Source organism: Streptomyces sp. 4N124 (genome assembly GCF_052245395.1).
GTDB lineage: Bacteria > Actinomycetota > Actinomycetes > Streptomycetales > Streptomycetaceae > Streptomyces.
The window spans coordinates 67696-91368 of record NZ_JBQQBS010000032.1 but is presented as its reverse complement, the minus strand read 5'-3'; the positions used below and the strand labels follow the sequence as shown (position 1 = coordinate 91368).

17 protein-coding genes and 1 riboswitch are annotated in these 23673 nt (G+C 70.8%); of the genes, 11 read left to right on the top strand and 6 right to left on the bottom strand.

What is annotated here, in order from left to right; translation table 11 throughout:
- The first annotated feature begins 248 nt into the window (after positions 1-248).
- Complete coding sequence (locus ACTWQO_RS28750; RefSeq protein WP_443240267.1) at positions 249-662, top strand: VOC family protein; 414 nt, start codon at positions 249-251, stop codon at positions 660-662.
- 11 nt (positions 663-673) lie between these two features.
- On the opposite strand, the gene ACTWQO_RS28745 is transcribed toward ACTWQO_RS28750, so the two are convergent.
- The 3 genes from ACTWQO_RS28745 to ACTWQO_RS28735 all read right to left on the bottom strand — a co-directional run bounded on the left by ACTWQO_RS28745 (position 674) and on the right by ACTWQO_RS28735 (position 4182).
- Positions 674-2065 (bottom strand): hypothetical protein, encoded by a 1392-nt coding sequence (locus ACTWQO_RS28745; protein WP_443240266.1) that lies wholly within the window; start codon positions 2063-2065, stop codon positions 674-676.
- A gap of 169 nt (positions 2066-2234) precedes the next feature.
- On the bottom strand, positions 2235-3362 hold the full coding sequence (locus ACTWQO_RS28740; RefSeq protein WP_443240265.1) for an alpha/beta hydrolase: 1128 nt from the start codon (positions 3360-3362) through the stop codon (positions 2235-2237).
- 88 nt (positions 3363-3450) lie between these two features.
- Positions 3451-4182, bottom strand: a complete 732-nt coding sequence (locus ACTWQO_RS28735) for a class II aldolase/adducin family protein (RefSeq protein WP_443240264.1) — start codon at positions 4180-4182, stop codon at positions 3451-3453.
- Between the two features lie 196 nt (positions 4183-4378).
- On the opposite strand from ACTWQO_RS28735, the gene ACTWQO_RS28730 reads away from it, so the two are divergent.
- The 3 genes from ACTWQO_RS28730 to ACTWQO_RS28720 all read left to right on the top strand — a co-directional run bounded on the left by ACTWQO_RS28730 (position 4379) and on the right by ACTWQO_RS28720 (position 6767).
- The gene (locus tag ACTWQO_RS28730) at positions 4379-5128 is read left to right on the top strand and encodes a lysozyme (RefSeq protein WP_443240263.1); all 750 of its coding nucleotides are present in this window, start codon (positions 4379-4381) and stop codon (positions 5126-5128) included.
- Positions 5129-5272: 144 nt separating this feature from the next.
- Positions 5273-6508 (top strand): inorganic phosphate transporter, encoded by a 1236-nt coding sequence (locus ACTWQO_RS28725; RefSeq protein WP_443240262.1) that lies wholly within the window; start codon positions 5273-5275, stop codon positions 6506-6508.
- Between the two features lie 37 nt (positions 6509-6545).
- Positions 6546-6767 (top strand): hypothetical protein, encoded by a 222-nt coding sequence (locus ACTWQO_RS28720; protein WP_443240261.1) that lies wholly within the window; start codon positions 6546-6548, stop codon positions 6765-6767.
- A gap of 34 nt (positions 6768-6801) precedes the next feature.
- Here ACTWQO_RS28720 and ACTWQO_RS28715 read toward each other — a convergent pair whose 3' ends face one another.
- Positions 6802-11106 (bottom strand): nSTAND1 domain-containing NTPase, encoded by a 4305-nt coding sequence (locus tag ACTWQO_RS28715; RefSeq protein WP_443240260.1) that lies wholly within the window; start codon positions 11104-11106, stop codon positions 6802-6804.
- A complete protein-coding gene (locus tag ACTWQO_RS28710) occupies positions 11090-11452 on the bottom strand; it encodes a CU044_2847 family protein (RefSeq protein ID WP_443240259.1) in 363 nt (120 codons plus the stop codon). The genes ACTWQO_RS28715 and ACTWQO_RS28710 overlap by 17 nt, the downstream gene beginning before the upstream one ends.
- Before the next feature lie 206 nt (positions 11453-11658).
- Positions 11659-11798: riboswitch (cobalamin riboswitch) on the top strand.
- A gap of 102 nt (positions 11799-11900) precedes the next feature.
- On the opposite strand from ACTWQO_RS28710, the gene ACTWQO_RS28705 reads away from it, so the two are divergent.
- The 7 genes from ACTWQO_RS28705 to cobI are packed head-to-tail and all read left to right on the top strand — an operon-like array spanning position 11901 to position 22832.
- On the top strand, positions 11901-12842 hold the full coding sequence (locus ACTWQO_RS28705) for a cobalamin biosynthesis protein (protein ID WP_443240258.1): 942 nt from the start codon (positions 11901-11903) through the stop codon (positions 12840-12842).
- On the top strand, positions 12839-14350 hold the full coding sequence (locus ACTWQO_RS28700) for a cobyric acid synthase (RefSeq protein ID WP_443240257.1): 1512 nt from the start codon (positions 12839-12841) through the stop codon (positions 14348-14350). The genes ACTWQO_RS28705 and ACTWQO_RS28700 overlap by 4 nt, the downstream gene beginning before the upstream one ends.
- Complete coding sequence (gene cobN, locus ACTWQO_RS28695; protein WP_443240256.1) at positions 14347-18003, top strand: cobaltochelatase subunit CobN; 3657 nt, start codon at positions 14347-14349, stop codon at positions 18001-18003. The genes ACTWQO_RS28700 and cobN overlap by 4 nt, the downstream gene beginning before the upstream one ends.
- Entirely contained in the window at positions 18000-20000 is a 2001-nt protein-coding gene (locus tag ACTWQO_RS28690; RefSeq protein ID WP_443240255.1) for a putative cobaltochelatase, read from the top strand. The genes cobN and ACTWQO_RS28690 overlap by 4 nt, the downstream gene beginning before the upstream one ends.
- Positions 20000-20599 carry a cob(I)yrinic acid a,c-diamide adenosyltransferase gene (cobO, locus tag ACTWQO_RS28685; RefSeq protein ID WP_443240254.1) on the top strand — a complete coding sequence of 200 codons (600 nt, stop codon included), beginning with the start codon at positions 20000-20002 and terminating at the stop codon, positions 20597-20599. The genes ACTWQO_RS28690 and cobO overlap by 1 nt, the downstream gene beginning before the upstream one ends.
- Positions 20599-22083: a cobyrinate a,c-diamide synthase gene (locus tag ACTWQO_RS28680; protein ID WP_443240253.1), complete on the top strand. Its 1485-nt coding sequence runs from the start codon at positions 20599-20601 to the stop codon at positions 22081-22083. Before cobO ends, ACTWQO_RS28680 begins: the two co-directional genes overlap by 1 nt.
- Complete coding sequence (cobI, locus tag ACTWQO_RS28675) at positions 22068-22832, top strand: precorrin-2 C(20)-methyltransferase (RefSeq protein WP_443240252.1); 765 nt, start codon at positions 22068-22070, stop codon at positions 22830-22832. The genes ACTWQO_RS28680 and cobI overlap by 16 nt, the downstream gene beginning before the upstream one ends.
- 20 nt (positions 22833-22852) lie before the next feature.
- Here cobI and ACTWQO_RS28670 read toward each other — a convergent pair whose 3' ends face one another.
- Positions 22853-23569, bottom strand: coding sequence for a ZIP family metal transporter (locus ACTWQO_RS28670; RefSeq protein ID WP_443240251.1), 717 nt, complete (start codon positions 23567-23569; stop codon positions 22853-22855).
- Between the last annotated feature and the right edge of the window lie 104 nt (positions 23570-23673).

Sequence of the window (23673 nt, the reverse complement as noted above, 5' to 3'; positions counted from 1 at the left end):
GGTGGGCGGCTGAGGACGTTCCCGCCGTCTAATGCGCGAGGAGAATGGCCATAGCGGCAAGTCTAACGGGGCGGTGCAAGCGCTTTTCCGGCGTTCCGGTGTCCGGACCGACCGCCGCGGCCCACTGCGGGTGCGTCGTGGCTGGTCGCGCTGTGCCCCGCGGTCGGGAGGGCGTTGTCAGTGGTGGGTGCGAGACTGGCGACAGGCAGCAGGATTCCGGTGATTTCCAGCACAGGGGAGTGATCGTCATGGCGGGCACGGGCGGCGCGAGTCCGAGCATCTACCCGACGGTGCTGTACGCGGACGCGAAGGCAGCGATCCGGCAGCTCACGGAGGCCTTCGGCTTCACCGAGCTGTCGGTGTACGAGGGCGAGAACGGCATGGTGGCACACGCGGAGCTGGTGCAGGGCAACGGCGGGGTGATGCTCGGCTCGAAGGGCCGCGGCGGCCGTTTCGACGAGCTGATGAAGGGCGCGGGCCCCGCCGGGGTGTACGTCGTGGTGGACGACGTCGACGCCCACCACCAGCGTGCCGTGGACCATGGTGCGGAGATCCTGATGCCCCCGACGGACCAGGAGTACGGCTCGCGCGACTACATGGCCCGGGACATCGAGGGCAACATCTGGAGCTTCGGCACGTACGCCCCCGAGATAAAGGGCTGACCGGGCCCTGGCTACCCGCCGGTGTGCACCTGGAAGGCCGCGCGGCGTACCGCCTTGGCCAGGGCGGGGTCGGGGTGTGCCGCGGCGAGGGCGACCAGGACCTGCACGGTGCGGGGGTGCCCGACGGCACGCACCTCGTCGAGCAGCATGGGGACCGTCGGCTGCACCGCGGACTCCAGGTGCCGCACGAGCATCGGGGCCTCGCCGTGGTCGGCGACGGCGGCGGCCGAGTCGACCCACAGCCAGGTGGCCTCTTCCCGGGTGAGGACCTCATGCGCGTCCTCCGGGTCGAACCCGTCGTACTCGGCGAGCCACAGCAGGGCGTAGGGCCTGAGCGTCGGCTCGTCGGCCACAGCGCGTACGTCGGGCTCGGCGGGGGCGCCGACGACGCGCAGTGCCTCGAAAGCGAGGCCGCGCAGCAGGGCGTCATCGCCGCGGGCGGCGTCGAGCAGTTCGGTGACGGCGCTGCCGACGGGGCGGGCGGCGAGCCAGGCGCGGTACTCGTCGCGGGCCGCCTTCGGGCGGAGCTGGGCGCAGCCGCGGAGCATCTCGTCGGCGGCGACCTCGATGTTCCCGGCGGGGCTCTGCGCGGCGACGCAGATCTGCTCCAGCTTGACCCAGACCGCCCAGCTGCCGAGCGGGGTGAGCGTGGCCTGCCCGTCGCCACAGGTGAGGGCGCCGACGGAGGCCAGGGCGTGCAGGGCCCAGTCGAGGAGCGGGTCGAGGGGGGTGGCGGCGGGCTCCGCCGCCGGCTCGGGCTGCGGACCGTAGGGAATCTCGCAGCGCTCGGTGCGCAGTTCGGTGACCCGCTGTCCCAGGAGGTCGAGGAGCTGCTCGACCGGGACGGGACCGGCGGAGAGCTGGAGGAAGGAGAGCACCTGGGGCATGGCCGAGACGACCTCGGCGACGGCGGCGGGCTCGTGGTCCGCGGGTTCCGGGTGGGCGAGGGACCAGGCGTCGAAGAGGGCGACCCAGCCGCGCAGTACGGCGCTGTCGTCGCGGTCCCAGGCACGCAGCCGCCAGCCGGGGCGGGCGCTGTCGCCGTGCACCTCGACGAGGCCGGCGAGGCGGGCGGTGTCCCAGTCGGCGCGGACCTGAGCCGGGGTCAGGCCCAGGTCCCTGGCCGCCAGTTCGGCGGTCGCGTCGGAGAGGGTGCCCTTGCCGTCGGGGCTCGCACCATAACGGCCGGGGTGCAGAGCGGCGTCGGCCCAGTGGGCGACACGGGCGGCGGAGGCCAGACCGGAGCGAGCCATTCTGGCCAGCTCCGCCCGTGCCGGAGTGCCCTCCGGGGGGCGCGGGGCGGGGCGGCTTGAGCGCCGCTGGTTCATCGCTCGGGGGGCGGCGGCCAGGGGTCGCGGGCGGACGAGTCGAAGCCTGGAGTCGCGCGGGATACGGGACGGCATGGGTGCAGTCTTCCGGTTGAAGGTACGAAAACCCAAACGGAATGTCACGGCGGGCGACGGGGATGGCCAACGCACGGGGTCCTGCGGGCGGTGGAGTGCCGAGAACAGGCCAGTGATACGGCGTTAAACGGAATCCGTGGGACCGGGTGGGATCGGAGCGGACGGGAGGTCACATCAGCGGGGTCAGAAAGCGGCGCAGCGTCTCTTCGTAGGACTGCGGGTCGGCGTTCCACATGGCTGCGTGCGGGGCGCGCTGGACCGTGTGGAGGGAGATCAGGTCGGTGCGGCTGTCGGCGAGGCGGCGGGAGAGGGCCCAGGGGGCCACCGTGTCGTCGGGGCCGTGGAAGATCAGCGTCGGCACCGAGAGCCGGCCGGGGTCGGCGGCATCGGTGATGCGGTCGCCGTGCAGCCCGGTGCGGCCCTGTGCGGCGCGGACCGCCAGCGGCAGCAGGGCGCCCGGGGTGCGCCGGGCCGAGGCCAGGGCGCGCAGCGTGGTCTCCCAGCTGAGCACCGGGGAGTCCAGGACGAGCCCCGAGACGCGCTCGCGCAACCCCGAGTGCGCGGCGGCGCGCAGCGCCATGGTGGCGCCGGTGGACCAGCCGTGCAGGACGACCTGCTTGGCGCCGTAGCGCACGGCGTAGCGGATCGCCGCGTCCAGGTCGCGCCACTCGGTCTCGCCGAGGTGGTTCAGGCCGTCCGGGGAGCGTGGGGCACCGAGGTCGCCGCGGTAGGCGAGGGCGAGTACCGGGAAGCCGCGGTGGCCCAGGAACTCCATGACGTTCATGGCGTGCTCGCGGGTGGTGGCGAGGCCGTGCACCGCGATGACCCAGATGTCCCGTACGCCGGGCACGAACCAGGCGGGCAGGGAGCCGAGTTCGCCGGGGATGTCGATGTCGGCGTGGTCCAGGCCGAGGGCGGCGCCGGGGTTGCCGACGTACACGTTCGGAGTGAGCCACACCTTGTCGCCGGGCTCGAGGGTGCCGTGGGTGACGCGTTCCAGGCGACGCACGACGGTGTCGGCGGAGTGGTTCGCCGCGTCGAGGACGGGGCCGACGACGGCGTGCGAGGCGTCGCCGGCGAGGCCGTAGGTGCCGGGGCGCAGGGAGGCCAGGGACCGGGTGAGCGCGATCTGGCCCGCCGCCGTCGCATGCACGGTGAGCCGGGGTTCGCCCGGCAGGGGCCGTCCCGGTGGCGCCTTCAGCGCGGCGTCGCTGGCGAACCGTCCGGCGGCCACGCTGGCCGCGCCGGCCGCCAGGGCTACGGTGACGGCCGCGGCCGCCGTTTTGACAGTGCGCACGGATTCAGTGTCCTGGCGGACCCGGCTGTCGGCCAGCCGGGGGACATGGTCGGGCGGGTACAGGTGATTTCCGGTGGCACAGGGGACCTCACCCCCGCTGCCCATACCCCCGCAGCTTCTCCCCCGCATCCCGCAGCTGCTTCTCCGACAGCAGGCTCGGGGACAGGCCCGGTACCGAGGAGGCCGTGAGCCAGAGGCGGCACATCCACTCGAGCTGGGCGGTGCGGTCGTAGGCCTGGTCGAGGGTGGTGCCGTAGGCCATCGTGCCGTGGTTCTGGAGCAGGCAGGCGGAGCGGTCGGTCAGGGCCTGGAGCATGTTCTCGGCCAACTCGTCGGTGCCGTACGTCGCATATGGGGCGACTCGGACGGGTCCGCCGAGCGCCCCGGTCATGTAGTGGATCGCCGGGAGCTCGGTGACGAGGGTGGAGACGGCCGTGGCGTGGACGGCGTGGGTGTGGACGACGGCGCGGGCGTCGGTCGTGCGGTGGACGGCGAGATGCATGGGCAGCTCACTGGTCGGGACGAGGGTGCCGAGCACCTGCCGGCCGTCGAGGTCGACGCCGGTCACGTCGTCCGGCGTGAGGCGGTCGTAGGGGACACCCGACGGTGTGACCAGGACCGTGTCCCCGACGCGCAGGGAGACATTGCCGGACGTGCCGACGACGAGCCCGTCGGCCACGGTCCGGCGGGCGGTGGCGACGAGCTCCTCCCAGGCGCGCACCTCCTCCTTGAGCACACCCCTCCCCCATGGCTCCCCCACAACCTCTGCCTCCTCCCGGGCCTCCCGCCCGTCCCCCTGATCCCGCCGCTGCTCAGCCATGCCGCGATCCTGCCAGGCGCGGCGTCAACCCGCCGTCAGGCGGGGGCACTTTAGGGCGGAGGACCGACCTCCGGAAGGGTGCATACAGGCACATACACCCCTCACTCCTGGCTTGGCCGGAGATCGATGAGCGTTCAAGGACACTCCAGTACTCTCTGGGGGATTTGACGTGCACGTCGCCATTCCGGGGGGAAATATGGCTCGTGATCGCAAACCGTTCCGTCGTCGCGCCCATGTGATAGCGGCCTCCGTGACGGCGTTGACTGTCGGGGGAATCGCCCTCACCGAGGTTCCGGCCTTCGCCGCGAGCAAGCCGAGGGGGCACGACGTCTCCTCGCACCAGAAGAACGTCAACTGGAGGAGCGCGGCGAGCAAGGGCGCCAAGTTCGTCTACGTCAAGGCGACCGAGTCCCACACCTACCGCAACCCGTACTTCGGCCAGCAGTACAACGGCTCGCGCACCGCGGGCCTGGTCCGCGGGGCTTACCACTTCGCACTGCCCAACAAGTCGTCGGGCAAGACCCAGGCCGCCTATTTCGTGCGCAACGGCGGCGCCTGGCGGGCGGACGGCTGGACTCTGCCGCCGGCGCTCGACATCGAGTACAACCCGTACGACAAAAGGCACAAGTGCTACAACATGAGCAACTCCAGGATGGTCGCCTGGATCAAGTCGTTCAGCAACGAGGTCAAGCGGCTCACCGGACGCCGCCCCGTGATCTACACGACCGCTCACTGGTGGAACACGTGCACGGGCAGCAGCCGGGCCTTCGCCTCGAACCATGCGCTCTGGGTCGCCCGCTACAACTCGTCGTCGGCGGGAACGCTGCCGGCGGGCTGGAGGGTCTGGACGTTCTGGCAGTACGACAACAGCGGCAGCCTGCCGGGTGACCAGAATCTCTTCAATGGATCCCTGTCCCAGCTGAAGAAGTTTGCCCGAGGCTCCTAACCCTTGGGCCGTCTGGGCCGCGCGGGTCCGGCAGTGCGACAACCGCCACGTCAGGACACCGTGCGGCCCTTCCTAGTTCATCTTCCGTTCACTCAGGTTACCTACGTTCATCCGGCCAACGACTTCGAACGATTGCCTGGGTAAATGGAAAGCTTCTCGCTGATCCTCGCGATTGTGGTGATCACCGCTCTCGCGTTTGATTTCACGAACGGTTTCCACGACACCGCCAACGCGATGGCCACGACCATCTCGACCGGTGCGCTCAGACCCAAGGTCGCGGTGGCCATGTCCGCCGTCCTCAACCTCGTCGGCGCCTTCCTCTCGGTGGAGGTCGCCAACACCATCTCCAAGGGTCTCGTCGACGAGACCGGCATACGTCCCGAGGTCATCTTCGCCGCCCTGGTCGGCGCGATTCTCTGGAACCTGCTGACCTGGCTGGTCGGTCTCCCGTCCAGCTCCTCGCACGCCCTCATGGGCGGTCTGATCGGCGCCACCATCGCCTCGGCCGGCGTCGGCGCGGTCCACGGCGACGTGCTGGTCACCAAGGTGCTGATCCCGGCGATCGCCGCCCCGCTCGTCGCGGGCATCGCCGCGCTGCTCGCCACGCGGCTGTCGTACTCGCTCGGCAAGAAGGCCGACGGCAAGGCCGCCGCGAAGGGCTACCGCGCCGGCCAGATCGCCTCCGCCGGCCTGGTCTCCCTGGCCCACGGCACCAATGACGCGCAGAAGACGATGGGCATCATCACCCTCGCCCTGGTCACCGGCGGCGCCATCGCCCCCGGCTCGAACCCTCCCACCTGGGTGATCCTCTCCGCGGGCCTGGCCATCGCACTCGGCACCTACCTCGGCGGCTGGCGCATCATCCGCACCATGGGCAAGGGCCTGACCGACCTCCAGCCGCAGCAGGGCTTCGCCGCCCAGACCAGCGCGGCCACGGTCATCCTGGCCTCCTCCCACATCGGCTTCTCCCTCTCCACCACGCACTCCGTCTCCGGCGCGGTGATGGGCGCGGGCCTCGGCCGCAAGGGCGGCGTCGTCCGCTGGTCCACGGCCACCCGGATGTTCGTCGCCTGGGGCCTGACGCTGCCGGCGGCGGCGCTGGTCGGAGCCGTCGCGGAATGGGTGACCGGCTTCGGCAGCTGGGGCACCGCCCTGGTCGCCGTCTTCCTGATCGCCTCCAGCGCCGCGATCTGGCAGCGCTCCCGCCGCGAGGTCGTCGACCACACGAACGTCAACGACACGACGGAGGAACCGGCGGGCGTGGTGACGACGGCGATCGCCGCGGTGACCCCGCCGCCCACGGGCACCGCGACCGACGAGCTGACGGCCACGATCCCCGCCCCGGCCTCCGATCCGGCGCCTTCGCAGGCCACGGTCTGACCCCCACCCGGTTCCCCCAGAAAGCGAAAGCAGCAACATGAAGATCGACTGGGCGGCCCTCGGCTCCGTCTTCGGCGTCAGCCTCGTGGTCACCGTGGCCCTCGTGTCCCTGTTCACCCTCGGCGTCGCGGGCCTCTCCCGCCGCGAACGCGCCATGTCCCAGGGCGACTCGGCCGCACTCGCGGCCACCGGCGCGTACACCTGCTTCGCGGCCTGCGCGGCGGCGGTGGGGTACGGGATCTATCTGATCGTCGCCTGACCCAGTCTGCACGGGTCCACCGCGCCGAAGGCCCCTACTCGGGTCGGCAAGGAGGGCCCGTGTCGGCGTCGTCCGAAACCTTCTCGGCAGCATTGAGCAGATCCCCCACGTCCTCAACCGGGTAATCGGCCAGTACGTCGCAGAGACCGTCCGGATGACCCCGAAGAGGTCCCAGCGACAGGGTTACCCAGCCGAGTTCGGATTCCGCGGAGATCGTGTCCTGCCCGAACCGCAAGGTGTCCCAGGGAGACCAGAGGTGCAGCGGGCTGACGAGCTCGGCTCGCTTCGTGTCCCAGAGCTCCAGGCTTTCCTTGTCCCTCCTCTCGCTCGTGCTCCGCCGGGCCAGTACGAGCGTCCGACCGTCCGCGCGAAACGGACCGACTGCACGTGTACCGGTGGCCAGCGTTTTGCTCCGGTCCGTGCCAGGCCACCACAGCATGACTTCGTCATCGGTGGTAAGCGCTGCTACCTCGCCCTCCGGTCCGAACACAAGATCTCCTGCTTCCATCCACCCCAACGACGCCTTTGGGCTTTGGTGGCCGGTCTTCGGACTCCACAACTCCGCCTGCCCGTCTCTCCGCAGAATCACGATCTCGCCCTTGCCTCCCGGACGTTCTGCGGCAGCCAGGCAGAACCGAGGGTTGGAGAGGGTGTCGACAGGACAGTCCGGCTCAGCCAGGCGGACCAGCCGCCCGTCGGCTCCGTACAGTCGGCTCAGGCCCGTTCGTCCCAGGAGGAGGAAGTCCGCCTGCCCCAGGGGCTGAACGCTGGAGATCTCGAGTGCACGCTCCTCGATGATCTCCCCGTTCTTATCGGTAGGTGAGGACCTGCCCGTCACGTAGTCAAGGTCGGGCGCCGTCCACAACTGCCATCCGTCGCTGTCCCATGCCACGACGTGGCGGCCGTCAACACTCGCGACGACCTCGGCAGTTCCCTGATCCTGATGCAGCTGCTTCTCGTGCGCCTTCCCTCCCATCCTGCTCAACAGGGCGTAGGGGATGTCCCCATCGGACGTGGGTTCACCGCTGACAAGCTCGACGAGGGGCTGACCGGACGACCCCCGTGCAACCCCTTCCAGCTCTGTCAACCTGCTGATGACCGGATACTCCGTCGGAAGCGTCGAGAACATCAGCACGTCGCGGCCCTGCAGGACAAGCACCAGCGGAGTCTGTCGCCCTGTACGGGGCACTACCGTGACAAGGCCCGCATCCATACCGATGGGAACAGTCGTGCTGTACCGCTTTCCCGTACGGCTGTCCTCCAGTACCAGCGGCATCGCATCGTGGTCCCCGTCGGCGGCGCTGATCTCAGCGTCACGCATGACGACGAAACGCCCGCTTGTATCCATTTCGTCCATGCCTTCACGGCCCAGGTCTGCCTTGCTCTCGTGTCCCACCGAGCCTGCCGCACTGAGGACCCACGCCCTGCCGCCCGATGGAAGTCGAGCAGTCGCTCTACCGCCGATGCCCAGCACAACCCCGTCCAGCACATCGGATCCCTGCGTCATCTGATCCACACTGTTCGACAGCGCGGCACTCTTGAGGCGGTACTCCTGTGCGGGTTCCTCCTCCGTGCCCACTTCCTTCCAGGTGACAGCACTGACCTGGTCCGGTCCGCCCTCCGCGGGCAGTGCGACATCGGACACGCAGTCGTCACCGTCGAAGAACCCATCCGGAACGGTGCGTTGACTGCGGCCCGGGACATCCCGGATGTAAAACGAGTGCTTGACGTCTTCGTCGCTGCACGCGTCCGAACCGCCATCGGAGACAACGTGCAGCAGCAGGTCTCCCCGAGCAGAGAAGTCCAGGCGAGAGGGCCCCCACCCGTCGCCGGGATCAGCGCCCCATCGCCACTTACTCACCGGATTCCGCTGACCGGTCCTCCATACCCTCACCCATCCGTCCAACCCACCGGCGGCGATCTTCGATCCGTCGTCGCTGACGGCCACTGCGTCCGCCTGAGCCGGCACACTTCGTGGCCGCCGCTCCTCCGACAGGCCGCCATCCAGGCCAAGCCTCAGTACGAAGATGCCGACGCTGCGATCGTCCTCCCGACGGTGCAGCACGGCGATCAGTCGCCCATCCACGGACGCAGCGGCATGAAGCACTTCCCCCTCGGGGAACATCCGCTGCACCCTGGTCGCCCGCGACAACGGCAACGCGGTTCGTGTCACCGCCTGCCGCGCCTCTGGCACATCGCTGGTCCGGCGCGCGCTGAGCGCCAGCAAGGCCGCCGCCACCGGGTCCTTTGCAGCGCGGCTCTCGGCATAGCCTGCCAGCCTGCGCGCGGCCTCCCGCTGATCGTTCTCCTTCCCACCCTGGATGAGCACAAAGGACACGAGGCTCAGCCCAGCCACGAGGGCCACAAGGCAGGACACCAGAGTGATCGCGGTACGTCCCCGTCGCACCGAACGTCTGTGATGCTGCCGGCTCAGGCGGATGAACTCGCTCTCCTCCGTGGAGAGTTCCGCCGGCCGCTGCGCCGCGCGGGTCTTCGCGGCGGTCAGCTCCTGTCCACGCAGCAGCAAGTCGTTGTGGCGTCCGCTGTCCTCCCACTCCCGCAAGCGGCCCCGCAGCTTCTCGTGCCAGGCGAGGAAGGCGCGTGACTCGTCGAGCCAGCCGCGCAACGTCGGCCACTTCCGTACGAGCGCCTCATGGGCCAGCGCCACCGTCTCCTTCCCCGAGCTGTCACATGAGATGACCAGGAGACGGGTCCCGGCCAGCGCTTGGGCGGCGGCACGGAGTTCGGGTGGGAGTTGGCCGAAGGCCCGGGCCACACGGGCGTACTCCTTGCCTCCGACCGGACGGGCCAGGCGTTCGAAGAGGCGGCGGGCCGTCGTCTCGTCCGGGCCGTCCGGAGTCTTGCAGACCTGGGCCAGTTGTTGGTCCGCATACCGGGACAACGCCCCTTCGACGCCGCCGATCTCCCGGTACGCGGCGTGCGTGAGGCGGCCGTGCTGCCGACGGTCCCAGAGTTCGGCGAGGGCGAACTCCACCAGAGGAAGGGCGCCGGGCTCGCCGCCCGCGTCGGAGACGAGCAGTTCCGGCAGGCCCGGTTCGAACTCCACGCCCGGGATGGCGTCGATGGGGCGGCGGACCACCTCGTCCAACTGGGCCGGGGTCATCGGCGCAACCATCTGGACCGTGCCGCTGAGCGCCTCGGCGTGTCCACCGGTGACGAGTTCCTCGAGAGAAGCGGAGCGCAGGGTGGCCAGGACGCGGAGGCGGCGCCCCGCCGGGTGTGCGGCGCGGGCCATCGGCAGCAGCACATCGAGCAGGGCGCGGGCGTCGGAGGGACGCGCCCCCACCGTCTCCTCGAACTGGTCGAGGAGGATGACATGGCCTGCCGTCCCGGCCAGTTCGAGGATCCGCGCACCGAGCAGGGTGGCCGTTTCCGGATCGCGGCCCAGCCGTTGTGCCAGGTCGCGTGCCGGTGGGAACTGCCCACCGACCGCCTCTGCCAGAGTCCGCACGGGATCCGTGTCCGGCTGGCCCGCGAAGTCCGTCACCGTGTGGCCGGCGGACCTGAGCAGGGGGAGCACCCCCGCCCGGACCAACGACGACTTCCCCACCCCCGATGCCCCGGCCACGGGAACGAAGGGGTGCGCGCGGAGGGCCTCGGCGATCCGTTCGCTCTCCGCCCGCCGGGCGAAGAACACCCCCGCGTCCTCCTCCCGGAAGGATTCGAGGCCCCGGAAGGGACAGGCCAGGTGCGCAGGTTCCAGCCCGAGCAGCAGCGCGGTGGGGATGAGGTACGCGGTCGTCGCCCCGGAGCCGACGTCCGCGGCCACCGTCATGCCGACCACACCGCCCTGCTCGATGTCCCAGACCGGCGCCCCGCTGAAGCCCTGTCCGACGGGCAGCCCGCGACGGGACTCGGTGGGCTCCATGGAGGTCCAGCCCCTGCCGACGGGAGCCCGGAGCCGGCCGTGCGCCCATAGGCCATGGTCGTCGGAGCGCAAGGGGAAGCCCAGCACTCGGAACCGGTGGTCCCAGACCGCCGTACCGCCCGCGAAACGCACCGGAGTGGTTCCGGGGACGATGGCCTCCAAGGCCAGTAGCGCGATGTCACCCCCGCCGTCCCCGGCGACCGGCCGCCAGTGCGTCACCGTCGCCGTCAGCCGGGCCGAGGGCGGGGTCAGCAAGGGGAAGTCGAGGGTCACCGGTGCGGCGGGCGGGGCCGGATCGGTGTCGGACGTGCCCAGCGCGTTCGCCACCACATGGGCGCAGGTGCACAGCGTCCGCTCGGCGATCAGGAAACCGCTGCCCGTGACCTCTCCGTCGCCGTTCCAGAACCGTGCGATCCCCCGCGTGAGTTCGTCGTCAGACGGCAGCGTCATCATCACGCTGCCCCGGGATGTCGGTTCGGTCCGGATTCGGCCATTCCATGGTGACCGTGAAGTGCGCCTCGGTGGAGCCCCGTGCCACCACGACCCCCGCCTCGGCGCTGAGCGTGATCCCGAACTCCACGGTCACCGAGCCGGGCGGTCTCGGCAGCCCCTGCGCACCGTCCAGTACGGCGCCGAGGGCAGGACGTACCCGGCCCAGCGCCTGCTGGAGAGTTTCGGCCGCGCCGGCGACCACTCCGCCACGGGACACCCGCTGCACTCCGGCCGGGCCGTCGCCCGCCACCTCCAGCAGCACGATCTGCCCGTCATCCAGCAGCATTTCGCCCACGTACGTCACCGCGCGTCCCCTCCCGCGTCCGTTGCGCCCCCTATGGCGCGTACGTGATATTCCAGAATCTCACCCTCCGTGATCACAAGCCGGATCATCGAATGCCGCCCGCCCGAGGGGAATGCACCACGAGTCACCCACAGCGCACCGGTCGGCGTGGTAGCGATGTGGGCTTCTGCACACTCTCCCCGCGCAGGTCAACGGCAAGTTGACGGCCCTTCCAACCCCGTGGTGGACTGCCGGGGCCATGTACGGCGGCAGAAGAGGAAGCCGGTGTGAGTCCGGCGCGGTCCCGCCACTGTCACCGGGGTAGAAAGCCCCGGGAGCCAGGAACTCTCGCCGCCGGTCTCGTCGAACCAGGGCGTGGACACCCTGAGTGAGGACATATCGCGATGCTCGGCTGCCGTTCGAGGTTCAGTACCAGGTCTCTGTCTGACCCCGCGGTCGGCTGAGCTCCATGCCCGCCGATCGCGACTTCGCGTACGGCGCCGCCGCCGGACTCCTCGGCGACCTGCTGCTCGGCGATCCGCGCCGGGGGCATCCGGTCGCCGCGTTCGGGCGGGTCGCCGGGGCCGTGGAAAAGGTGTTGTGGCGCGACCATCGCGGGTGGGGCGCGCTGCACACCGCCGTGTGCGCCGGTGGCGCCGTGGCCGTCGGGGCGCTCGCCGCTCGTGTCGTGCGTACGTCTCCCACCGCATCCGCCGCCCTGACCGGCGCCGCCACCTGGGCGGTCGTCGGGGGGACTTCGCTCGCCCGGGAGGCGCGGGGCATCGGGCGTGCGCTGGAGGCTGGGGACGTCGAGGGGGCTCGGGCGCGGCTGCCGCATCTGTGCGGGCGGGATCCGCAGGCGCTGGATGCGGACGGGATCGCCCGGGCCGTGGTGGAGTCCGTCGCCGAGAACACCTCCGATGCCGTCGTGGGGGCGCTGGTGTGGGGCGCTGTGGGTGGCGTTCCCGGGCTCGTGGGGTTCCGGGCCGTGAACACGCTCGACGCCATGGTGGGGCACAAGTCGCCCAAGTACCGGCGGTACGGCTGGGCTTCGGCCCGGCTCGACGACGTGGCGGGGTGGCCGGGATCGCGGCTGACCGCCGTACTCGCCACCGTCGCCGGCGGTGACCCCCGTGCAGCCGTACGAGCCTGGCGTGCCGATGCCGCCCAGCACCCCAGCCCCAACGCCGGGCCCGTGGAGGCCTCGTTCGCGGGGGCGCTCGGCGTGCGGCTGGGCGGGACCCTGTCGTACGGCGGACGGGTCGAGCACCGGCCCGTGCTGAACGGGGCCGGGCGCACCGTCGGTACGCAGGACATCGAAGCGGCCGTACGGCTGTCCAGGCGCGTCGGCTGGCTCGCGCTCGGCGTCTGTGTCGCCGCGCGCCGCATCGTGAAGGGGCGTACCTCATGACAGGCGGTGGACTCCTCGTCGCCGGCACCACCTCCGACGCCGGCAAGAGCGTCGTCACCGCCGGGATCTGCCGGTGGTTGGTGCGGCAGGGGGTCAAGGTCGCGCCGTTCAAGGCGCAGAACATGTCCCTCAATTCGTTCGTGACCCGGGAGGGCGCGGAGATCGGGCGGGCGCAGGCCATGCAGGCGCAGGCCTGTCGCGTCGAGCCGACCGCGTTGATGAATCCCGTGCTGCTCAAGCCCGGTGGCGAACAGAGCAGTCAGGTCGTGCTCATGGGGAAGCCCGTGGGGGAGCTGAGTGCGCGGGGGTATCACGGGGGGCGGCAGGAGCGGCTGCTCGGTACCGTGCTCGACTGTCTTGCCGAGTTGCGGGGCACGTATGACGCGGTGATCTGTGAGGGGGCCGGCTCTCCGGCCGAGATCAATCTGCGGCGGACCGACATCGTCAACATGGGCATCGCCCGTAATGCCGGGCTGCCTGTGCTTGTGGTGGGTGACATCGACCGCGGTGGTGTCTTCGCCTCCTTCTTCGGGACCGTGGCGCTGCTTTCGCCCGAGGACCAGGCACTCGTCGCCGGGTTCCTCGTCAACAAGTTCCGGGGCGACGTCAGCCTGTTGGAGCCCGGCCTCGACATGCTGCACGACCTCACGGGGCGGCGGACGTACGGCGTCCTGCCCTTCCGGCACGGCCTCGGGATCGATGAGGAGGACGGGCTGCGGGTCTCTCTGCGGGGGGCGGTGAGGGAGTCCACGGTCTCCTCCCCCGTCGGCGCTGACGTGCTGCGGGTCGCCGTCTGCGCCGTCCCGCTCATGTCCAACTTCACCGACGTCGACGCCCTCGCCGCCGAACCCGGCGTCGTGGTGCGGTTCGTGGACCGGCCGGAGGAGCTGGCGGACGCGGACCTGGTGGTGATCCCGGGTACCCGGGGGACCGTCCGCGCGCTGGAGTGGCTGCGGGAGCGGGGCCTCGCGGACGCCCTCGTGCGGAGGTCCGCCGAGCAGCGGCCCATCCTCGGTATCTGCGGTGGATTCCAGGTCCTCGGCGAGCACATCGAGGACGAGGTCGAGAGCCGGCGCGGGCAGGTCGAGGGCCTCGGGGTGCTGCCCGTCCGCGTGCGGTTCGCGCGGGAGAAGACCCTCACCCGGCCCGCCGGTGAGGCTCTCGGCGAGCGCGTCGAGGGGTACGAGATCCACCACGGGGTCGCCGAAGTCGGCGGCGGGGAACCCTTCTTGGACGGCTGCCGGGTCGGCCAGACCTGGGGTACGCACTGGCACGGCTCGTTGGAGTCGGACGGTTTCCGGCGGGCCTTCCTGCGTGAGGTGGCCGCCGCCGCGGGCCGCCGTTTCGTACCGGCCCCCGACACTTCGTTCGCCGCGCTGCGCGAGGAGCAGCTCGACCGGCTCGGCGATCTGATCGAACAGCACGCGGACACGGACGCGCTCTGGCGGCTCATCGAGTCGGGCGCGCCGCAAGGACTGCCTTTCATTCCACCGGGAGCGCCCGCATGAGCACAGTGTTGTTGTTGTCGACCGCCGACACGGATCTGTTGGCGGCCCGGGCCGCTTCCGGTGCCGACTACCGGATCGGCAACCCGACCCGCGTGGACGTCGACCAGGAACTCCCGAGCCTTGTCGAGGGCGCGGACATCGCCGTCGTACGGCTGCTGGGCGGCAAACGGGCCTGGGAGGACGGGCTCGCCGCGCTCAAGGCGTCCGGTGTTCCCACCGTGCTGCTCGGTGGAGAGGCCGTGCCCGACGCGGAGTTGATGGCCGAGTCCTCCGTGCCCGCGGGTGTGGTGGCGGAGGCGCTGCGGTACCTCGTCGAGGGCGGGCCCGCCAACCTCACCGAGCTGGCGCGGTTCCTGTCCGACACCGTGCTGCTGACGGGTGAGGGGTTCGTCGAGCCGCAGAAGATGCCGGAGTACGGCGTCCACGGCGAGCGTCCTCTGGTCGCAGGCCGGCCCACCGTCGGCGTGCTCTTCTACCGGGCGCATGAGCTCAGCGGCAACACCTCCTTCGTCGACACCTTGTGTGACGCCATCGAGGCGCGGGGCGTCAACGCCCTTCCCGTGTACTGCGGTTCGCTGCGCGGGGCCGACGCCGGGCTGTACGAGATCCTCGCGAAGGCCGACGCCCTGATCGCCACCGTCCTCGCCGCCGGCGGCACGCACGCCTCGCAGGCCTCGGCCGGCGGCGACGAGGAGGCCTGGGACATCGGGGCGCTCGCCGACCTCGATGTGCCGGTGCTGCAAGGACTTTGTCTTACGTCGTCGAAGGCGGCCTGGGACGAGTCCGACGCCGCCCTCTCCCCCATGGACGCCGCGATGCAGGTCGCGATCCCGGAATTCGACGGGCGGCTCATCACGGTTCCCTTCTCCTTCAAGGAGCAGGGCCCGGACGACGTCCCCGTGTACGTCGCCGACCCCGAGCGAGCCGCGCGGGTCGCCGGGATCGCCGTACGACATGCGAAGTTGAAGCACAAGGCCAACGCCGACAAGAAGCTCGCGCTCGTCTTCACCGCGTACCCGACGAAGCACTCGCGCGTGGGCAACGCGGTCGGCCTCGACACGCCCGCCTCGGCAATTCAGGTGCTGGACGCCCTGAAGGATGCCGGATACAGCCTCACCGAATACCCCGACAACGGCGACGAGTTGATCCACCGGCTCATCGAGGCCGGCGGACACGACGTCGAGTGGCTGACCGAGGACCAGCTGGCCTCCGCGCCCGCGCGCGTCCCGCTCGCCGACTATCAGGCGTGGTTCGGCAAGCTGGACCCGGAACTCAAGGACGCGATGCTGGAGGCGTGGGGTGAGCCGCCTGGCTCGCTGTACGTCGACGGGGACGACATCGTGCTCGCCTCGCTCCAGTTCGGGAACGTCGTCGTGATGATCCAGCCGCCGCGCGGCTTCGGCGAGAACCCGATCGCGATCTATCACGACCCGGACATGCCGCCGTCCCACCACTACATGGCCGCGTACAGGTGGCTGGAGAACAGCTTCGGCGCCGACGCCATCGTGCACATGGGCAAGCACGGCACGATGGAGTGGCTGCCGGGCAAGGGGCTCGGGCTCAGCGGAGGCTGCGCGCCGGACGCCGTGCTCGGTGAACTCCCGCTGATCTACCCGTTCATCGTCAACGACCCGGGCGAGGGCACCCAGGCCAAGCGCCGCGGCCATGCCACCGTCGTCGACCACCTCGTACCGCCGATGGCCCGTGCCGACACGTACGGCGACCTGGCCAAGCTGGAGCAGCTGCTCGACGAGTACGCGCTCGTCTCCGACCTGGACCCGACGAAGGCTCCGGCGGTCCGGGCGCAGATCTGGACGCTGGTGAAGGCGGCCGAGCTGCACCACGACCTGCATGTGGACGACCAGCCGGACGACGACGCGTTCGACGAGTTCGTCATGCACATCGACGGCTATCTGTGCGAGATCAAGGACGTGCAGATCCGCGACGGGCTGCACATCCTGGGCGGCGGCCCGGTCGGCGAGCCGCGCGTGAACCTGGTGCTCGCCGTGCTGCGCGCCTCGCAGGTGTGGGGCGGCCAGGCGAACGCCCTGCCAGGGCTCAGGGCTTCCCTCGCGGCCCATTTCGGGCTCAGCGAGAAGGAGTTGCTGGCCGAGCCGGGGGCTCCGTTGAAGGTTCCGGTCGAGCTGTCGGACCTCGTGGATGGTCCCTCCCGTTCCGCCGCCGACGCGATCGACCTGCTGGAGCAGCTGTGCCGGCGGATGGCGGAGGGGATGGAGGAGCGCGACTGGGCGGTCTCGGCGGCCCGTTCCCTGGTCGCCGACGTCCTCGGCACCGAACTCCCGGACGCCGTGGCCGTGTTGGAGTTCGCCTGCACCGAGGTCGTGCCCCGGCTCGCCCGTACCACCGACGAGATCGGGCACATCCTCAAGGCCCTCGACGGCGGCTACGTCCCGGCGGGCCCCTCCGGCTCCCCCACCCGCGGGCTCGTCAACGTCCTGCCGACCGGCCGCAACTTCTACTCCGTCGACCCCAAGGCCATCCCGTCGAGGCTGAGTTGGGAGGTCGGGCAGTCCCTTGCTGACTCGCTGGTGCAGCGGTATCTCCAGGACTCCGGGGAGTACCCGAAGTCCGTGGGCCTGACGGTCTGGGGTACGTCCGCCATGCGCACCCAGGGCGACGACATCGCCGAGATCCTCGCGCTGCTGGGCTGCCGACCGGTGTGGGACGACGCCTCGCGCCGCGTGACCGGCTTCGAGATCGTGCCCCTCACCGAGCTGGGCCGTCCTCGCATCGACGTCACGGTCCGCATCTCCGGCTTCTTCCGGGACGCGTTCCCGCACGTGGTCGGGCTGATCGACGACGCCGTACGCAAGGTCGCCGAGCTGGACGAGCCCGCCGACCAGAACTACGTGAAGGCGCACTCCGACGCGGACACCGCCGAGCACGGTGACCGACGGCGCGCGACGGCCCGTATCTTCGGCTCGAAGCCGGGTGCGTACGGCGCCGGATTGCTCCCGCTCATCGACGCCCGCAACTGGCGCTCCGACGCCGACCTCGCCGAGGTGTACGCCGTCTGGGGCGGCTACGCCTACGGGCGCGGGCTGGACGGGCGGGCGGCGCGCGGGGACATGGAGACGGCGTTCAGGCGGATCGCCGTCGCCGCCAAGAACGTCGACACGCGCGAGCACGACCTCGTCGACGCCGACGACTACTTCCAGTACCACGGCGGCATGGTCGCCATGGTGCGCCATCTGACGGGCACCAGCCCCGAGGCCTACGTCGGCGACTCCGCCACCCCCGACCAGGTCAAGACCCGCACCCTCGGCGAGGAGACGCACCGCGTCTTCCGCGCCCGTGTCGTCAACCCGCGCTGGATGGCGGCGATGCGGCGGCACGGCTACAAGGGTGCCTTCGAGATGGCGGCCACCGTCGACTATCTCTTCGGCTACGACGCGACGGCCGGGGTCGTGGACGACTGGATGTACGAGAAGCTGAGCGCGGAGTACGTCTTCGACCCGGAGAACCGGGACTTCATGAAGAAGTCCAACCCGTGGGCGCTGCGCGGCATCACCGAGCGGCTGCTCGAAGCGGCCGACCGTGGACTGTGGGCGGAGCCCGACGCGGACACGCTGGAGCGGCTGCGGGCCACCTACCTGGAGCTCGAAGGCGACCTGGAGGGCGACGACCAGTGAGTACTCCCTTTCCTTTCACGGCCGTCGTCGGCCAGGACGATCTGCGGCTCGCGCTGCTGCTGAACGCCGTGTCCCCGGCGGTGGGCGGTGTGCTGGTGCGCGGCGAGAAGGGCACGGCCAAGTCGACGGCGGTGCGGGCGCTTTCGGTGCTGCTGCCGGAGGTGGACGTGGTCGCCGGGTGCCGTTTCTCCTGCGATCCGGGCGCGCCCGACCCGGGCTGCCCCGACGGTCCGCACGAGACCGGCAGCGGGACCACGCGCCCCGCGCGCATGGTCGAGCTGCCCGTCGGCGCCTCCGAGGACCGGCTCGTCGGCGCGCTCGACATCGAGCGGGCGCTGGCGGAAGGAGTCAAGGCCTTCGAGCCCGGCCTGCTCGCCGACGCGCACCGCGGGATCCTCTACGTCGACGAGGTCAACCTCCTCCACGACCACCTGGTCGACCTGCTCCTGGACGCGGCCGCGATGGGTGCGTCGTATGTCGAGCGGGAGGGGGTGTCGGTCCGGCACGCCGCGCGGTTCCTGCTCGTCGGGACCATGAACCCCGAAGAGGGCGAGCTGCGGCCGCAGTTGCTCGACCGGTTCGGGCTGACCGTGGAGGTCGCGGCGTCGCGGGAGCCGGAGCAGCGGGTGGAGGTCGTACGGCGCAGGCTCGCCTACGACGACGATCCGGCCGGTTTCGCGGCCCGTTGGGCGGACGAGGAGGCAGCGGTACGTCAACGTATCGTCGCGGCACGGGAGTTGCTGCCGTCGGTGCGGCTGGGCGACGGGGCGCTGCGGCAGATCGCGGCGACCTGTGCCGCCTTCGAGGTGGACGGCATGCGGGCCGACATCGTGATGGCGCGGACGGCCACCGCGCTCGCGGCGTGGGCCGGGCGGACCGAGGTGCTGGCGGAGGACGTACGGCAGGCCGCGCTGCTCGCGCTGCCGCACCGGCGGCGACGGAATCCCTTTGACGCGCCGGGACTTGACGAGGACAAGCTCGACGAGACGCTGGAGGAGTTCTCCGGCGACGACGACCACGATCCCGATCCTGATCCCGATGACGGTGGGCCGGGTCCGGGCGGGGGTGGCGGGCAGCCGGCTCCGGACGACGGTCCGCAGGGTGGTGACACGGGCGCTCGGCCCGAGGCCGGTGAGGACGGCGAGCCGCAGGCCTCCGGCGCCGGGGAGCAGTCCGCCGTACGGGCCTCGGAACCGTTTCGTACGAAGGTGCTGAGCGTCCCCGGTATCGGGCAGGGTGCCGCCGGGCGGCGTTCGCGGGCGCGGACCGAGCACGGGCGGACGACGGGGGCGCGGCGGCCACGAGGGGCGCTGACCAAGCTGCATCTGGCGGCGACCGTGCAGGCGGCGGCGCCGCATCAGCGGGCGCGTGGGCGGGTCGGGCGTGGGCTCGTCGTGCGGCGGGACGATCTGCGGCAGGCGACGCGGGAAGGGCGCGAGGGGAATCTCGTGCTGTTCGTCGTCGACGCGTCCGGGTCGATGGCGGCGCGGCAGCGGATGAGTGCCGTGAAGGGGGCTGTGGTGTCGCTGCTGCTCGACGCGTATCAGCGGCGGGACAAGGTGGGGTTGGTGACGTTCCGGGGGTCGAGCGCCGATGTGGCTCTGCCGCCGACCTCGTCCGTGGATGCCGCGGCTGCTCGGCTGGAGTCCCTGCCGACGGGTGGGCGGACGCCGCTGGCCGCCGGGTTGCTGAAGGCGCATGACGTGCTGCGGGTGGAGCGGCTGCGGGATCCCGCTCGGCGGGCGCTGGTTGTCGTGGTGACGGACGGGCGGGCGACCGGTGGGCCGGAGCCGGTTGTGCTGGCCGGGCGGGCGGCTCGGTTGTTCGCCGCCGAGGGGATCGCTTCGGTGGTGGTCGACTGTGAGTCCGGGCCCGTGCGGCTGGGTCTCGCCGGGCAGCTTGCCGGTGAGCTGGGGGGTACGGCCGTGACGCTGGACGAGCTGCGGGCGGACTCCATCGCCGGGCTGGTGAAGGACGTACAGAGGAGGGCCGCGTAATGCCTCAGGGACAGCCGAGTGTCGTGCCGAACGATGGGCTGACGACTCGTCAGCGGCGTAATCGGCCTTTGGTGGTGGTGCACACCGGGGTCGGGAAGGGCAAGTCGACCGCTGCTTTCGGGCTGGCGCTCAGGGCCTGGAATCAGGGGTGGCCCATCGGGGTGTTCCAGTTCGTCAAGTCCGCCAAGTGGAAGGTCGGCGAGGAGCGGGCGCTGCGGGTGCTCGGGGACTCCGGTGAGGGCGGGTCCGTCGCCTGGCACAAGATGGGCGAGGGGTGGTCCTGGGTGCAGCGGGACTCCCAGATGGACAACGAGGAGAAGGCGCGGGAGGGCTGGGAGCAGGTCAAGCGGGATCTGGCCGCCGAGACGTACCAGCTGTACGTGCTGGATGAGTTCGCCTATCCGATGCACTGGGGGTGGGTCGACGTCGATGAGGTCGTGGCTGTGCTGCGGGACCGGCCGGGGACCCAGCATGTCGTGATCACCGGGCGGAACGCGCCGGAGAAGCTGGTCGACTTCGCCGATCTCGTGACCGACATGTCCAAGGTCAAGCATCCGATGGACGCCGGGCAGAAGGGGCAGAGAGGCATCGAGTGGTGATGTCTGTTCCTCGGGTGGTCGTCGCCGCGCCGTCGTCGGGCAGCGGTAAGACCACCGTTGCCACGGGGTTGATGGCCGCGTTCGCCGCGCGGGGGCTTGTCGTGTCTCCGCACAAGGTGGGGCCGGACTACATCGATCCCGGGTATCACGCGCTGGCGACCGGGCGGGTGGGGCGGAATCTCGATGCGTATCTGTGCGGGCCGGAGTTGATCGGGCCGTTGTTCGCGCATGGGGCGCGGGGGTGTGACATCGCCGTGGTCGAGGGGGTGATGGGGCTGTATGACGGGGCCGCGGGGGAGGGTGAGCTGGCGTCCACCGCTCATGTGGCGAAGTTGCTGCGGGCGCCGGTGGTGCTGGTTGTCGATGCGTCGTCGCAGTCGCGGTCCGTGGCGGCGTTGGTGCATGGGTTTGTGTCCTGGGATCCGGAGGTTCGGGTCGGGGGCGTGATCCTGAACAAGGTGGCTTCGGATCGGCATGAGGAGTTGTTGCGGGAGGCGTTGGAGTCGGTGGGGGTACCGGTTCTGGGTGTGTTGAGGCGGGCGCCACAGGTGGATACGCCGTCGCGGCATCTGGGGTTGGTTCCGGTTGCGGAGCGGCGGGGGGAGGCTGTGGAGGCTGTTGCGGCTATGGGGGCGCAGGTCTCCGACGGGTGTGATCTGGATGCGGTGATGGCGTTGGCTCGGGGGGCGGGGGCGTTGTCGTGTGCGGCTTGGGATGCGGCTGAGGTGCTGGGTTCTTCGCCCCCGCCGCCCCTACCCGTCCCATCCTCCAGGGGCTCCGCCCCTTCGACCCCGCCAGGGGACTCCGCCCCCTGGACCCCCACCGGGGCTTCGCCCCTGGACCCCATCGGCCTTCGGCCTCGTCCTCAAACGCCGGACGGGCTGAAGCGCGTCGCCGTGGCCGGTGGGGCCGCGTTCACGTTCTCCTACGCTGAGCACACCGAGCTGCTTGCGGCCGCTGGTGCGGAAGTCGTCGTCTTCGATCCCCTCCGCGATGAACAACTCCCTGACGGCACCTGCGGGTTGGTCATCGGGGGCGGGTTCCCTGAGGTGTATGCCGCTGAGCTGTCCGCCAACGAACCCCTGCGCAAAGCCGTCGCCGCCCTCGCGGAGTCCGGGGCTCCTGTCGCCGCCGAGTGTGCTGGGCTGCTCTATCTGTGCCGGGAGTTGGATGGGCTGCCCATGTGCGGGGTGCTCGATGCGACGGCTCGGATGAGCGGGCGGCTCACGCTGGGGTATCGGGATGCTGTTGCCGTGAGTGACAGTGTGATCGCGGGCGCCGGCGTGCGGATGCGGGGGCATGAGTTTCATCGGACGGTCGTCGAGCCGGGGGCGGGGGCCGCTCCCGCGTGGGGTGTACGTGCTCCTGAGCGGCGGGTCGAAGGTTTCGTACAGCAGGGTGTGCATGCGAGTTATCTGCACACGCACTGGGCGTCCGCGCCCGGTGTGGCCCGTCGGTTCGTGGAGAGGTGCCGGACGTCATGAGCAGCAGCAGGTTGATCGGAGTCGGGGTGGGGCCCGGCGATCCGGAGCTGGTGACCGTCAAGGGCGTCAATGCTCTGCGTGCCGCCGATGTCGTCGTCGTGCCGGTGATGGCTGCATTTGATGGGAAAGATGGCGGCGAGCGGGGGCGGGCCGAGGCCACCGTCTTGCATTATGTGCCCGAAGAGAAAGTTGTGCGGGTCGTCTTCGCGCTGAACGAGCGGAGCGATCGTGGGCGGCGTGAGGCTGCCTGGGATGCTGCCGGGGAGCGGGTGGCCCAACTGCTCAGGACACATGGGGTCGTTGCCTTCGCGACCATCGGGGATCCCAACGTCTACTCCACGTTCACCTACCTCGCGCAGACCATCGGCGAGTTGGTGCCCGGAACCGTCGTGGAGACCGTGCCCGGGATCACCGCCATGCAGGATCTCGCCTCGCGGTCGGGGGCCGTGCTGACCGAGGGGACCGAGCCGCTCACGCTCGTGCCGGTGACCGCGGGGGCCGCCGTGCTCAAGGATGCGCTGGCCGGGCCCGGGACCGTCGTCGCGTACAAGTTCGGGCGGCAGGCCGGGGAGGTCGCGGAGGCGCTGCGGGAGACCGGGCGGCTGGACGACGCCGTATGGGGGTCGGCGCTCGGGCTGCCGGAGGAGTCCGTGCGGCCTGCCGCCGAGCTCGACGGTGAACCCCTCCCCTATCTGTCGACGCTGATCGCGCCCGCGCGGCGGGACGGCGGGCGGGGCGGCAAGCTGTGAACGGCCAGGGTGCGGACGGTTCAGCCGGAGATGCCCACCACCAGCCAGATGAACGCCGCTCCGGCGATCGTGCAGAGCAGGGTCGAGCGGGCGGGCCGCATGTGGTGGGCCTCGGGGAGGATCTCGGACGCGGCGAGGCAGAGCAGTGCGCCGCCGAACAGGCCGAGGTAGTAGCCGAGCAGTTCCTCCGGGATGGTGAACAGGAGCGTGGAGGCCGCGCCGGCGACGGGGGCCGCCGCGTCCGCCACCAGCATGACGAGCGCTCGGCGGCGGGCGTTCCCGTAGAGGCGGGTGATCGTGTACGTGTTGAAGCCGTCCGCGAAGTCGTGCGCGATCACGGCGAGCGCGACCGCCACGCCCATGTCCCCGCCGACCTGGAACGCGGCGCCGATCGCGATGCCGTCCATGGCGCTGTGTCCGACCATCGCGGCCCCCGCCGACAGGCCCACCTCGGGCGTCCGGCCGTTCGGCTCGTGTGCCGCGCGTGCGGCCAGCAGCCGTTGCACCAGGTGGGCGAGGAGGAAACCCGCCACGAAGAGCACCAGGGCCGCGGGTACGCCGAAGACGTCCGCGTCCGCCGCGTCCAGCGCCTCCGGCAGCAGGTCCAGGCCGACCACGCCCAGCATCAGACCGCCGGCCAGGCCCAGGACCAGATGACGGCGGTCGGTCACGCGCTGTGCCGTCCAGCCGCCGGCCAGCGTCATCAGGAACGCGCCGAGCGCGACGAAGACCGCCATAGGGCTTTGCTATCCGATCACCCTGCGTGCGCGCATGTCCGGCACTCCCGTACGCACTGACTTTTCGCCCGACTTCGTAAGACCGCCGAATTCGTAAGACCGCT